The organism is Citrobacter sp. KTE151 (assembly GCF_000398845.1).
GTDB classification, from domain to species: Bacteria; Pseudomonadota; Gammaproteobacteria; order Enterobacterales; family Enterobacteriaceae; genus Citrobacter; species Citrobacter braakii.
This window is the reverse complement of the sequence record NZ_KB976064.1, coordinates 94,479-107,711: the sequence shown is the minus strand read 5'-3', so window position 1 is coordinate 107,711 and position 13,233 is coordinate 94,479. Positions and strand designations below refer to the sequence as shown.

Annotated in this window: 14 protein-coding genes; 6 read left to right on the top strand and 8 right to left on the bottom strand. The window is 51.5% G+C overall.

Annotation, left to right across the window (positions count from 1 at the left end; translation table 11 throughout):
* Window positions 1-18: 18 nt before the first annotated feature.
* A complete protein-coding gene (locus WC7_RS14090; RefSeq protein ID WP_016153073.1) occupies window positions 19-684 on the bottom strand; it encodes a MarC family NAAT transporter in 666 nt (221 codons plus the stop codon).
* A gap of 257 nt (window positions 685-941) precedes the next feature.
* Here WC7_RS14090 and marR point away from each other — a divergent pair, with 257 nt between their 5' ends.
* Genes marR through marB form a run of 3 tightly spaced genes read left to right on the top strand, consistent with a single transcriptional unit; the run spans window position 942 to window position 2,027 of the window.
* Window positions 942-1,376 (top strand): multiple antibiotic resistance transcriptional regulator MarR, encoded by a 435-nt coding sequence (gene marR / locus WC7_RS14095; protein WP_016153072.1) that lies wholly within the window; start codon window positions 942-944, stop codon window positions 1,374-1,376.
* A gap of 18 nt (window positions 1,377-1,394) precedes the next feature.
* A complete protein-coding gene (gene marA, locus WC7_RS14100) occupies window positions 1,395-1,778 on the top strand; it encodes an MDR efflux pump AcrAB transcriptional activator MarA (protein ID WP_003032424.1) in 384 nt (127 codons plus the stop codon).
* Window positions 1,779-1,808: 30 nt separating this feature from the next.
* Window positions 1,809-2,027, top strand: a complete 219-nt coding sequence (gene marB / locus WC7_RS14105; RefSeq protein WP_016153071.1) for a multiple antibiotic resistance protein MarB — start codon at window positions 1,809-1,811, stop codon at window positions 2,025-2,027.
* Window positions 2,028-2,058: 31 nt separating this feature from the next.
* Here the strand turns inward: marB and eamA are convergent, their stop codons facing one another.
* Window positions 2,059-2,958, bottom strand: coding sequence for an O-acetylserine/cysteine exporter (eamA, locus tag WC7_RS14110; protein ID WP_016153070.1), 900 nt, complete (start codon window positions 2,956-2,958; stop codon window positions 2,059-2,061).
* Between the two features lie 198 nt (window positions 2,959-3,156).
* On the opposite strand from eamA, the gene ydeE reads away from it, so the two are divergent.
* The gene (ydeE, locus tag WC7_RS14115; protein ID WP_016153069.1) at window positions 3,157-4,344 is read left to right on the top strand and encodes an efflux MFS transporter YdeE; all 1,188 of its coding nucleotides are present in this window, start codon (window positions 3,157-3,159) and stop codon (window positions 4,342-4,344) included.
* 40 nt (window positions 4,345-4,384) lie between these two features.
* Here the strand turns inward: ydeE and urtE are convergent, their stop codons facing one another.
* Genes urtE through urtA form a run of 5 tightly spaced genes read right to left on the bottom strand, consistent with a single transcriptional unit; the run spans window position 4,385 to window position 9,852 of the window.
* Entirely contained in the window at window positions 4,385-5,083 is a 699-nt protein-coding gene (urtE, locus tag WC7_RS14120; protein ID WP_016153068.1) for an urea ABC transporter ATP-binding subunit UrtE, read from the bottom strand.
* 9 nt (window positions 5,084-5,092) lie between these two features.
* Window positions 5,093-5,890 carry an urea ABC transporter ATP-binding protein UrtD gene (urtD, locus tag WC7_RS14125; protein ID WP_016153067.1) on the bottom strand — a complete coding sequence of 266 codons (798 nt, stop codon included), beginning with the start codon at window positions 5,888-5,890 and terminating at the stop codon, window positions 5,093-5,095.
* Entirely contained in the window at window positions 5,890-6,963 is a 1,074-nt protein-coding gene (gene urtC, locus WC7_RS14130; protein WP_016153066.1) for an urea ABC transporter permease subunit UrtC, read from the bottom strand. Before urtC ends, urtD begins: the two co-directional genes overlap by 1 nt.
* The gene (urtB, locus tag WC7_RS14135; protein WP_016153065.1) at window positions 6,963-8,537 is read right to left on the bottom strand and encodes an urea ABC transporter permease subunit UrtB; all 1,575 of its coding nucleotides are present in this window, start codon (window positions 8,535-8,537) and stop codon (window positions 6,963-6,965) included. The genes urtC and urtB overlap by 1 nt, the downstream gene beginning before the upstream one ends.
* Window positions 8,538-8,580: 43 nt before the next feature.
* Window positions 8,581-9,852, bottom strand: coding sequence for an urea ABC transporter substrate-binding protein (urtA, locus tag WC7_RS14140; protein ID WP_016153064.1), 1,272 nt, complete (start codon window positions 9,850-9,852; stop codon window positions 8,581-8,583).
* Window positions 9,853-10,338: 486 nt separating this feature from the next.
* Between urtA and mgtS the strand changes: the two genes are divergently transcribed.
* Both mgtS and WC7_RS27325 read left to right on the top strand, forming a co-directional pair.
* Window positions 10,339-10,434, top strand: a complete 96-nt coding sequence (gene mgtS / locus WC7_RS26680) for a protein MgtS (protein ID WP_003032406.1) — start codon at window positions 10,339-10,341, stop codon at window positions 10,432-10,434.
* Window positions 10,435-10,833: 399 nt separating this feature from the next.
* Complete coding sequence (locus tag WC7_RS27325) at window positions 10,834-11,007, top strand: YnfU family zinc-binding protein (protein WP_213083734.1); 174 nt, start codon at window positions 10,834-10,836, stop codon at window positions 11,005-11,007.
* Window positions 11,008-11,173: 166 nt separating this feature from the next.
* Here the strand turns inward: WC7_RS27325 and dcp are convergent, their stop codons facing one another.
* Window positions 11,174-13,219, bottom strand: a complete 2,046-nt coding sequence (gene dcp / locus WC7_RS14150; RefSeq protein WP_016153062.1) for a peptidyl-dipeptidase Dcp — start codon at window positions 13,217-13,219, stop codon at window positions 11,174-11,176.
* Between the last annotated feature and the right edge of the window lie 14 nt (window positions 13,220-13,233).

Below are 13,233 nucleotides of genomic sequence, written 5' to 3'. Positions count from 1 at the left end.
AATACCGGGCACGTTGTTTTAAGCGTAAGTTTTAATGATTTCCAGCACACCGTTAATAATAAACTGCACGCCCATACATACCAGCAGGAAGCCCATCAGACGGGAGATCGCCTCAATACCGCCTTTGCCGACCAGGCGCATAATTCCGCCAGAACTGCGCAAACAGCCCCACAAGATAACCCCGACCACGGCAAAAATAATCGGCGGTGCGACCATTATCACCCAGTCCGGAAACTCAGCCCCATGACGCACGGTGGACGCCGAGCTGATGATCATTGCAATCGTACCCGGACCCGCGGTGCTTGGCATGGCCAGCGGAACAAATGCAATATTGGCCGTCGGTTCATCTTCCAGTTCTTCTGATTTGCTTCTCGCTTCCGGAGAGTCATGTGCCTTCTGCTGTGGAAACAACATTCGAAAGCCGATAAACGCAACGATTAACCCACCCGCGATACGTAACCCGGGAATCGAAATCCCGAAGGTATTCATCACCAGTTGTCCGGCATAATACGCCACCATCATGATGGCAAACACGTAAACGGACGCCATGAGTGACTGACGGTTACGCTCTGCGCTGTTCATGTTGCCGGCAAGGCCGAGGAACAACGCCACGGTGGTTAACGGGTTTGCCAACGGTAACAGGACTACCAGCCCCAGTCCTATTGCTTTAAACAAGTCCATCATAATGTCATCTTTCCTGTGCGTTAATCGTCAACGGCAAGTATACGGTGAAATCCGGGAGATAAGCCATTTTCGCGGTGTAAGGATTCATTTTTCATCCGCACGTATAAACCATAATTTTCAAACCGTTAAAATTCCACTCGCCAGATATTGAGTCTGATGATTTAGCAAAACGTGGCATTTGCTGACCCATTCATTTGACTTATATTTGCCTAAGCAATAATATCAGCCGTGACTAACTACTTGCCAGGGCAACCATTGTGAAAAGCACCAGTGATCTGTTTAACGAAATCATCCCACTGGGTCGTTTGATCTACATGGTTAATCAGAAAAAAGATCGTTTGCTAAACGACTATCTGTCACCGCTGGATATCACGGCATCACAGTTCAAGGTGCTCTGCTCCATCCGTTGCGCGGTGTGTATTACCCCTGTCGAATTGAAAAAAGTGCTGTCTGTCGATCTCGGCGCCCTGACGCGGATGCTGGACAGGCTGGCCTGTAAAGGCTGGATAGAAAGGCTTCCGAATCCACATGACAAGCGAGGCGTGCTGGTGAAACTCACCGAGCATGGCGCGGCAATTTGCGAGCAGTGTCATCAATTAGTAGGGCAAGACCTGCACCAGGAACTAACAAAAAACTTAACGGTGGATGAAGTGACCACGCTTGAGCATTTGCTTAAGAAAATCCTGCCGTAAACAGAAAGAGGTATGACGATGTCCAGACGCAATACTGACACAATCACTATTCATAGCATTTTGGACTGGATCGAAAATAACCTTGAATCGCCGCTCTCGCTGGAAAAGGTGTCAGAGCGTTCAGGTTACTCCAAATGGCACCTGCAACGGATGTTTAAAAAAGAAACCGGCCATTCACTGGGTCAATACATCCGTAGCCGTAAAATGACTGAAATAGCGCAAAAATTAAAAGAGAGTAACGAGCCGATCCTTTATCTGGCGGAGCGTTACGGTTTTGAGTCCCAGCAAACGCTGACCCGGACATTCAAAAACTATTTTGATGTTCCACCGCATAAATACCGTATGACGAATATGCACGGCGAATCACGCTATTTGCTGCCACTCAATCAATGTAATTGCTAATCGCCAGTTAACGACGTAACCGAGGAAATCATGAAACTTCTGTCTTATGCGATGCTGGCTCTGCTGTATGTTGTTTCGGGCCAGAGCATGGCGGAACAGACCGCGCAACCTGCCACACAAAACAGTCGTGACGCGATGATTATGCCGCCTGCGCACGATCGGTCCCCGTTCGATTTTAATCATATGGGTGCAGGCAGCGACAAATCCGACGAATTAGGTGTGCCTTATTACAATATGCGCAACCTGTAATTTTTTTGCCCCGTCACTGCGGGGCTTTTTTTTACCCTCTCGCCTGCGCAGTCTTACGCAACCGAAAGCCAAACACATTAATGTACAATCCTGCCATGATCAGCAGCGCACCGAGCAGTTGTAATCCGGTAAGCGTTTCATCCAGCAGCACGGCCGCGCTCGCCAGTCCAACAACCGGCACCAACAGCGACAACGGCGCGACACGCCAGGTTTCATAACGCCCGAGTAAAGATCCCCAGATGCCATAACCCACAATGGTCGCCACAAACGCCAGATAAACCAGTGACAGAATGGTGGTCATATCTATCGTCACCAGACTTTGGATAATTTGCGTTGGGCCATCGAGAAGTATTGAGGCGAGGAAGAATGGGACAACAGGAATCAACGCACTCCATACCACCAACGACATCACGGCCGGGCGTGACGTATGCTGCATGATTTTTTTATTAAAGATATTACCGCTGGCCCAGCTTAGCGCCGCCGCCAGCGTCAGCATAAAACCGAGCATGCCGACATGCTGTCCGTGCAGACTGGCCTCAATCAGCACCAGCACGCCAAATATGGCCAGCGCGATTCCTACCCGTTGTTTACCTTGCAGACGCTCACCAAAGGCGAATGCCCCCAGAATGATGGTGAAAAACGCCTGAGCCTGTAATACCAGAGAAGCTAACCCGGCAGGCATACCGAATTTGATGGCGCTAAAGAGAAACGCGAACTGCCCAAAACTGATGGTCAACCCATAGCCGAGCAGCAGTGAAAGCGGAATTTTCGGCCGGGCAACAAAGAAAATCGCCGGAAATGCCACCAGTAAAAAACGCAACCCAGCCAGCATTAAGGGTGGCATATTGTGCAGCCCCACTTTGATGACGACAAAGTTCAGCCCCCAAACCACAACGACCAGTAACGCTAATAACCCGTCTTTACGCGACATACCACCGCCCCTGCGAATATTAAATTTTTGTAAACAAATTAAAGTAACGGAAATCGTTGTGCCGTAACAGATCATTAATTCAGGTAGGCCACACAGGGCATTTTCGGACAACTTATTGAGTGTACATCACACTTTTAGCATGCTATTTGTTTCTGATATCTAAAAAAAACATAACAACATGCATTGTCGGGCAGGAAAATGAATATCTCTCTGAGAAGGTCCACTCTCGCGTTACTCGCGTCATCATTGTTATTAACGATTGGGCGTGGCGCCACGCTGCCCTTTATGACGATCTACCTCAGCCGACAGTACAATCTGAGCGTCGACCTGATCGGTTATGCGATGACGGTCGCACTGACCATTGGCGTCGTGTTCAGCCTTGGCTTTGGTATTCTGGCCGACAAGTTTGATAAAAAACGCTATATGCTGCTGGCTATCTGCGGCTTTGCCTCTGGCTTTATTGCTATTCCACTGGTGCATAACGTAGTGTTAGTGGTTTTGCTCTTTGCCCTGATCAACTGCGCCTACTCCGTCTTCGCCACGGTGCTGAAAGCCTGGTTTGCCGATAATCTCTCGGCGACCAACAAGACTAAAATTTTCTCGCTTAACTATACCGTGCTGAACATCGGCTGGACCGTAGGCCCACCGCTGGGCACGCTACTGGTGATGCAAAGCATTAACCTGCCGTTCTGGCTCGCTGCTGCATGTTCAGCACTCCCTCTGGTGTTTATCCAGACCTGGGTAAAACGTTCACCAGCAGCATCAGAAGGTTTGAACGCCGCAGTTTGGTCCCCCTCGGTACTGCTACGCGACAGAGCATTATTCTGGTTTACGCTGTCAGCATTTTTGGCGTCATTCGTTGGTGGTGCCTTTGCGTCCTGTATTTCGCAATACGTTATGGTGGTTGCAGACGGCGATTTTGCCGAGAAAGTGGTAGCAGTCGTCCTGCCTGTTAACGCCGCCATTGTGGTATCACTGCAATATGCCCTCGGGCGCAGGCTCACCGCCACGAATATCCGCCCGCTAATGACTGTGGGCACGCTGTTCTTTGTGGTCGGTCTGGTTGGCTTTACCTTCTCCGGCAACAACCTGGTGTTATGGGGCATTTCTGCAGCCTTTTTCACTATCGGCGAAGTCATTTACGCACCGGGTGAATACATGCTCATCGACAACATCGCGCCTGCAGGAATGAAAGCCAGCTATTTTTCCGCCCAGTCGTTAGGCTGGTTGGGCGCAGCGGTAAACCCATTAGTCAGCGGCGTCATTTTAACCACATTGCCGCCGTGGTCGCTGTTTGTGGCGCTGATGGTGGCGATCGTTCTTGCCTGGGCGCTAATGATAAAAGGTATGCGCGCCAAACCCTGGAGCCAGACGGCGGTCTGCTAATGATGATCGCGACAGAGCCAAAGCCGCTCTGTCGCGAATCTCAAATGGCGACCAGCCCTCGAACGCCTTCGGACTCCATATTTTTACCGTCACCGCTTTGAATAATGCTGCCTCGCGACATGAGTAAGTATTTGTCGGCCAATTGCTGCGCAAAATCATAGAACTGCTCCACCAGCAAAATGGCCATGTCACCCCGGTGCGCCAGTTGAGAAATCACCTGCCCAATTTCCTTAATCACTGACGGCTGGATCCCCTCCGTGGGCTCATCGAGGATCAACAACTGCGGGCGACTGGCCAGCGCTCGTCCAATCGCCAGTTGCTGTTGTTGCCCGCCGGACAAATCTCCGCCCCGCCGATGTTTCATCTCCTGTAGCACCGGAAAGAGCGCATAGATATCATCCGGCACACGTCTGGCCTCCTGTGCTGAAAAACGGGAAAGGCCGAGCAGCAGGTTCTCTTCTACCGTCAGACGCGGAAAAATATCGCGCCCCTGTGGTACATACGCCACCCCGGCCCTGACCCGCTGATGCGGCTTCCAGTGAGTGACATTTTTCTCCTGCCAGAACACACTCCCACTGCGGGCAGGAATAAGCCCCATCAGGCACTTCAGAAGCGTCGTTTTCCCCACGCCGTTACGCCCCAGCAGACATGTCACCTCGCCGATACGCGCCTCAAAGTTCACACCTCGCAGAATATGGCTGCCACCATAATATTGATTCAGTTCTTTCACCTGCAGCATTTGTGCTCCTTAACGCCCGAGATAAACTTCAATAACCTGCTCGTTGGCCTGCACTTCGCGCAGACTTCCCTGAGCCAGAACGCGTCCCTGGTGTAAGACCGTGACGCGATCGGCAATGGTTTCGACAAATCCCATATCGTGCTCAACAACCATCAGCGAGTGCTTCCCGGCAAGCTTACGAAACAGCTCCGCAGTGTATTCCGTCTCAGCATCCGTCATGCCCGCCGCGGGTTCATCCAGCAGCAGTAAATGCGGCTCCTGTACCAACAGCATGCCAATTTCGAGAAACTGTTTTTGCCCGTGAGAAAGCAGCCCGGCGCGGCGGGCTCGCTCGTTGCCCAGCCGCAACAGCGCCAGTATTTCATCTATACGATCCCGTTGTTCGCCGGTGAGGCGCGCCCGTAAAGAGCCCCAGACAGATTTATCGCTTTTCAGCGCCAGCTCCAGATTCTCCTCTACCGTTAACGCTTCAAATACCGTGGGTTTCTGAAATTTCCGCCCAATCCCCTGACGTGCAATGGCGATGGGGTCCAGCGTTGTTAAATCGGTCGACTGATCGTATATCGCCCGACCACTTTGCGGCCTGGTTTTGCCGGTAATAACATCCATTAGCGTCGTTTTTCCGGCACCGTTGGGACCAATGATGCAACGCAGCTCCCCAACGCCAATATTGAGCGTGAGATCCGTTAACGCCTGGAAGCCATCGAAGTTAACGTTAATTTTTTCCAACTGGAGCACCGGGTCCGTTTGGTTGCGAAACCGATCGCCTGGCATTTGGCGAGTAAAAAGCCCTTCATCTGGCTGCATTATTTGTCTCCCTTGCGAAACAGACCCATCACACCACGAGGTAAAAACAGCGTAACGCCAATAAAGATCAGGCCAAGAAACAGTTGCCAGTATTCCGGCATAATGACGGTAAACAGGCTTTTAGCGCCGTTCACCAGTACGGCGCCAAATACCGGGCCAATCAGGGTTCCACGCCCGCCAAGGGCAACCCAAATCGCCGCTTCTATCGAGTTGGTCGGCGACATTTCGCTGGGGTTAATGATTCCCACCTGCGGGACATACAACGCCCCCGCCAGGCCACACAGCACAGCGGAAAGCGTCCACACCAGCAGCTTGAAACCTTTCGGATCGTAACCACAGAACATCAGTCGGTTCTCGGCGTCGCGCACGGCAGTGAGAATTCGACCAAACTTACTGCGGGCCAGCGCCAGTCCCAGCCATATTGCCAGCACCAGCAGCATGACCGTCGCCAGAAACAGTGCGATACGGGTTGAGGTCGCGGTCACCGGAAATCCCAGAATGGTGGTAAAACCGGTAAAACCGTTATTTCCCCCAAAACCGGTTTCGTTGCGGAAAAACAGTAACATTCCGGCGAAAGTCAGGGCCTGAGTCATGATGGAGAAATAGACCCCTTTGATTTTTGAACGGAAGGCAAACCAGCCAAATACCAGCGCCAGCAGGCCCGGCACCAGCACAACCAGCAACATCGCCCAGATAAAATGTTGCGTTCCCCACCAAAACCAGGGCAGCTCGGTCCACGACAGAAACGACATAAAGGCTGGTAATCCTTCGCCGGAAGCCTGGCGCATCAGATACATTCCCATCGCATATCCCCCCAGCGCAAAGAAAATACCGTGGCCCAGCGAGAGCATTCCCGCATAGCCCCACACCAGATCCAGCGCCACCGCCACAATGGCATAGCAGAGAATTTTCCCGGCCAGAGTCAATGTCCACACCGATATGGCCAGCGGATGATCCGCAGGTAACAGCGCCAGAAACGGCAGAATAATCAGCGCCAGCAGTAAACCCAGCCCCAGGACGCGTGTCGCGCGTGGCGCTTTACGCGCCAGCGTTAATGTCATTGGCATCGTCATCAGTCAATAACCCTCCCTTTCAACGCGAACAGCCCCTGAGGACGTTTCTGAATAAACAAAATAATCAGCACCAGAATCATAATCTTACCGAGAACAGCTCCCACCTGAGGCTCAAGAATTTTGTTGAAAATCCCAAGCCCAAACGCAGCGGCTACACTCCCCGCGAGTTGTCCCACTCCGCCCAGCACCACCACCAGAAACGAATCGATAATGTAGCTTTGCCCCAGCTCCGGTCCTACGTTGCCTAACTGCGAGAGCGCTACGCCCCCTAGTCCGGCAATCCCTGAACCAAGACCAAAGGCCAGCATATCCACTCGTCCGGTAGGTACGCCGCAGCAGGCCGCCATATTGCGATTTTGCGTCACCGCACGTACGCGCAGTCCGAGACGGGTTTTATTCAACAACAGCCAGGTGAAGAACAGCACCAGAATGGCAAAGCCAAGCACCACAATTCGGTTCCACGGCAAAATCAGATTGGCATAAACCTGAATGCCCCCGGAAAGCCATTCGGGATTTGCGACTTCAAGGTTTTGCGCGCCGAAGGACATACGCACTAACTGGATAAGCATCAGACTGATCCCCCACGTTGCCAGCAGGGTTTCGAGCGGACGCCCGTATAAATGGCGGATCACTCCGCGCTCGAGTAGCATTCCAACCCCAGCGGTAAGCAAAAAGGCGACCGGAAGCGCAATAACCGGATACCAGGCCAACCATTGCGGGAAAAACTGGCCCATCAGCTGTTGCACCATCCAGGTACCGTAAGCGCCGAGCATTAACATCTCACCATGCGCCATATTAATGACGCCAAGTAAGCCGTAGGTTATCGCCAGACCCAATGCCGCCAGCAGCAAAATGGAGCCCAGCGACAATCCCATAAATGCCTGTCCAAGAAGATCGCCAACCTTCATGCGATGCGCGATGGAATTCAGGCTTTCGTCAGCGGCAGCACGAACGCGGGCATCAGGTTCATGTTCAGCATGGGTGAATGGCTGCAGGCGCGCCTGGGTTTCAGGATCGTTCGACGCCCCTAGCAGTTCGATTGCCTGACGTCTGATCTCAGGCGAGGTGCTGGTCAGTTGCAGGTTTGCCAGTGCAATAGCCAGTAAGGATTTCACGTCAGCATCGGGCTCCTGGGCCAGTCGTTGCTGCAAAAACGGCAGCATCCCCGGCTGGGCCTCACGCTGTAATGTACGCGCTGCCCCGCTCCTTTGCGTGACACTGTCACTTAAGAGCTGGTGGACGGCCAAGGTTCCGGCAACCAGATTACGCAGGCGGTTAGTCAGGCGGATTTTTTTTAGCTCGCCGTTCGGACCTGCCGCCGTTCCTAGCGGTTGTACGTGCGAGCCGTTCATGATGAACGCGTTTTTCGCGTTATCTGTCAGCAGGTTCTCATCACTCAGCGCTTTGAGCACCGGCAAGCGTTGAACGTCGGGTTTTACCGACCATTGTTCTAGCAAGGCGGCCTGCTGAGTCCGGTTGGCGGCGGTAAAGGTATCGGCATCTGCGGCCTGCGCTATCCACGGCAAAAGCCACGTCAGCAACAACACACCACGAATAAAGCGCATGGCTTTCATGAGCATTCTCCAAAGCGTTGCCCTCCCGCAGGAGGGCGTAAGATCAGTTGCTGGCGGTTTTAACGGGCTGTTCAGATTTTTTATCATTACCGGCGATATACGGACTCCACGGCTGGGCGCGAACCGGCGCTTCGGTTTGCCACACCACGTTAAACTGGCCGTTGCCTTCAATCTCGCCAATCATGACGGGTTTATGCAGGTGATGGTTGGTCGCATCCATGGTCAGGGTAAATCCTGATGGTGCTGCGAATGATTGTCCTGCCATAGCCGCCCGGACTTTATCCACATCGGTAGTTCCGGCTTTTTCTACTGCCTGCGCCCACATATGCAAGCCAACATAAGTGGCTTCCATAGGGTCGTTGGTCACCACCGAATCAGCATTCGGTAGCTTATGCGCTTTGGCATACGCCCGGTAATCCGCGACGAACTTCTTGTTGGCCGCATTATCTACGGACTCAAAGTAGTTCCACGCAGCCAGGTTGCCCACCAGCGGTTTAGTATCGATACCGCGCAACTCCTCCTCACCCACAGAGAATGCCACCACCGGTACATCCGTGGCTTTCAGGCCCTGGTTCGCTAACTCTTTATAGAATGGAACGTTAGAATCCCCGTTGATGGTCGATACCACCGCCGTTTTTCCTCCTGCGGCGAATTTTTTAATACTGGCAACAATGGTCTGGTAATCGCTGTGTCCGAATGGGGTATACACCTCTTCAATGTCTTTATCGGCCACGCCTTTCGAATGCAAAAAGGCGCGTAAAATTTTGTTAGTCGTACGCGGATAGACATAGTCCGTACCCAGCAGGTAGAAGCGCTTAGCGCTGCCGCCGTCCTCACTCATCAGATACTCAACCGCCGGGATCGCCTGCTGATTAGGCGCAGCGCCGGTATAGAAGACGTTAGGCGACATCTCCTCACCTTCATATTGCACCGGGTAAAACAGCAGACCGTTCAATTCTTCAAATACCGGTAAAACCGATTTACGCGAAACCGATGTCCAGCAACCGAAAACCGCCGCTACCTTGTCCTGGCTCAGTAACTGACGTGCTTTTTCAGCAAATAACGGCCAGTTCGAAGCCGGGTCAACCACCACCGGTTCCAGCTTTTTGCCCAATACACCGCCCTGCGCATTGATTTCATTAATAGTCATCAACGCCACATCTTTCAGCGGCGTTTCGGAAATAGCCATGGTGCCGGATAACGAATGCATGATGCCAACCTTAATAGTGTCGGCCGCCTGAACGCTAATACTCATTCCCATTGCGACAACAGAGGCGGAAAGCGCACAAGCTTTTAAAAATGTACGACGCTGCATAGTTTCACTCCTGAAATTAGTCTTGTTGAAAGCTCCGGTGCCGCCGGGCAGACAAAACGGTGCAAATTAAGGGTATTCAGAAGTGATAAGGCAAAAACGATGCCAGATATTCAAACATCATATAAAATCAATGAATTAGAATTTTAGGCACAAAAATCAGTATTAATTTTTGCCGCCAGAAGGATTAATCGCGTGAAAGATTGAACCACAATGAGACAACTCTGCATTATAAACGTGCAACAATCTGTGTCTGTCACACACGGTCATAACGGCGCGCCCCGGTATAAAAATATGGTTATTTGTTCGCAGATAACCGTGCCTTGTCACTATTATTTATTTTTCCCGACGTAATCACGTCAAAATTTTACTTTTCCGCCGAAATAATCACACAGTTCAGCCTTTGTTTAAGATTGAATTGCTACTATAGTCATAAGCGAGGTGAACTTAAGGTAAGAGAGGAAACTCACAAATAAAGGAGCATTTACTATGCTGGGTAATATGAATATTTTTATGGCTGTTCTGGGAATTATTTTATTTTCCGGTTTCCTGGCCGCGTATTTTAGCCACAGATGGGATGATTGATGAACGGAGATAGTCCTGAACCGACCCGGCCCCTTGCTGCGTAGCTGCACAAGGGGCCATTTTTTTACCTGAATTCCCCCTCCCGGCACCTTTTCCCTGATGTACAGATAAAAAAAACCGCCGGATAAACCAGCGGTAAATGCTTGCATGGATAGATTTGTGTTTTGCTTTTATACGCTACCTGGCAATTCCCTGCGAAGATAACGGATAGTTGGCTAATCTATCATCGACAACCCCAATGAACGTTAAACGAAACGTAACTACCTTCTATAAGACATGTTGGCCGCTAATGAGATTCTTGCAAACCGTACAGTAATCCATGTCATCGCAATGGTTATAAAATGAGCTATTTATTGCTTCATAGTGTATGGTAAGCACCCCATCACAAGGACAATCAATATGTCGATACTCAAAGATATTAAGATGCGTACTTTACGACCAGTGAAAAGTACCTGTCCTCACTGCTGCCGCCAGTCAATGCACAGCCTGTCGAGAATAAAAAACAACATAACGTTAGTCTGCCCCAACTGCGGCAATACCTACCTTCCTTCCCAAAGCAAACCAGTCAAGTAACGTAAGAACAGGAAAACAATGCCGACCTTTCACCAGCAGCACTCCCTACCCGAGCGTCTCTATGAGATGCAAGGCATCAATACCCAACAACGATTCATTTTGCTGAAGAAAAAATCCAGCTAACAACCGGGCACCACGCCCGGTTCAATTTTCTGGCTGACCTGTCTTAAGCGCTCAAGCCACGATGTTCCAGCATGGGTTCCATGCGCGGTTCACGCCCGCTCCACTGGCGATAAAGTTCAGTTAAATCAGTGCTGTTTCCGCGGGACAAAATTGCTTCGCGGAATTTCTGTCCGTTTTCACGGGTTAATCCGCCCTGCTCTACGAACCACTGATAGCCGTCATCGGCCAACATTTGCGTCCACAGATAGGCATAATAACCTGCGGCATAACCGCCACCGAAGATATGGGCAAAATAACTGCTGCGATAACGCGGCGGCACGGCCTTGAGATCCAAACCTTCCGCCGCCAGCGCCTGCTGTTCAAATTGATCGACCGGATGAGATGACTCGCTCAACTCCAGAGAGTGCCAGCGCATATCCAGCAATGCCGCGCTGAGCAGTTCGGTCATGTCGTAACCTTTGTTAAACAGACTGGCCCGCTGCATTTTATCCCGCAATGCCTGCGGCATTTGCTCCCCGGTATCAACATGTCGGGCAAAACGGGCAAAGACCTGAGGATGGCTCGCCCAGTGTTCGTTGATCTGTGAAGGAAACTCGACAAAATCACGCGGAGTGTTGGTCCCAGAAAGCGTGGCATAACGCTGAGTGGCGAACAGACCGTGCAATGTATGTCCAAATTCATGAAATAGCGTAATAACATCATCCCACAGCAGCAATGCAGGCTGATCCTGCGCAGGTTTTTGATAATTACAGACGTTGTAAATAACCGGTCTGGTTTCGTTAAGCAGCGATTGCTCAACAAAATTGCCCATCCAGGCTCCGCCGCTTTTTGATTCCCGGGCAAAGAAATCACCGTAAAATAGCGCTAACCCTACGCCATCATGATCGAATATTTCCCATACCCGAACATCCGGGTGATAAACCGGAATATCGAATCGTTCAACGAATTTGATGCCAAAGAGTTGATTGGCCGTCCAGAAAACGCCCTCGTTCAGCACCGAATCCAGGGCAAAGTAAGGTTTGAGCTGTGCCTCATCAAGGTCATATTTCTCACGACGGACCTGCTCGGCATAAAACGACCAGTCCCAGGCCTCGGCGCTAAACGACTCGTGTTCTTGAAAGATAACGTTCTGGATTTCAGCCTGCTCATCCAACGCCCGCGCCCGCGCGGCTGGAACAATAGATCGCATAAATGTCAGTGCCGCTTCCGGCGTTTTTGCCATCTGGTCGGCAATTTTCCAGGCTGCGTAATTGGCAAAACCAAGCAGTTGCGCCTGCTGCATCCGGATTGCTACCAGTCGCTGAATAATAGCTCGCGTGTCGTTGCCATCATCATTTTCAGCCCGCGTCCATGCGCGGGTGAACAATTTTTCGCGGGTCTGACGATCGCGTAAAACCGCAAGCGCCGGTTGCTGTGTTGTGTTTAATAGCGGGATAACCCAACGCGCTTCAAGCCCTTTCGCCCTTGCAGCTTCGGCGGCAACGGCAATTTCTTCTGTGCTCAGCCCCTCCAGATGCCGGATATCATCCACCACCATAGCACCTGACGTGTTTGCTGCCAGCAACCGTTGATTGAACTGGCTGGTCAGCGTGGCTGACTCCGTATTGAGCGCTTTAAGTTTAGCTTTATCGGTCTCGTTCAGACGGGCGCCGGCCAGTACAAAACGCTGATACACGACCTCCAGCAGACGTATTGATTCGCTATCCAGACTTAGCGTACCACGCCGTTGCCAGACAGCTTCGACACGGGCGAAAAGCGCGCCATTGAGATAAATATCATTGGCAAGGTTCGCCAGCTCTGCGGAAAACTCTTCGTCAAGGCGCTGTAGTTCATCGTTGGTGTGCGCCGCCGTCATCGCGAAGAAAACGCTGGTCACGCGCGTGAGCAGCCCCCCGCTTTGTTCAAGCGCCAGCAACGTATTAGCAAAATCAGGAACCTGTGAGTTTTGCACAATAGCGTCGATCTCGGCGCGTTTTTGCCGCACGCCTTCATCAAACGCTGGACGATAATGCTGCACGTCGATCTGATCAAACTGCGGTGCCTGATACGGCAATGTGCTGTGGTGTAAAAATGGATTCGTTAACGACATCTTTCACTCCTGAA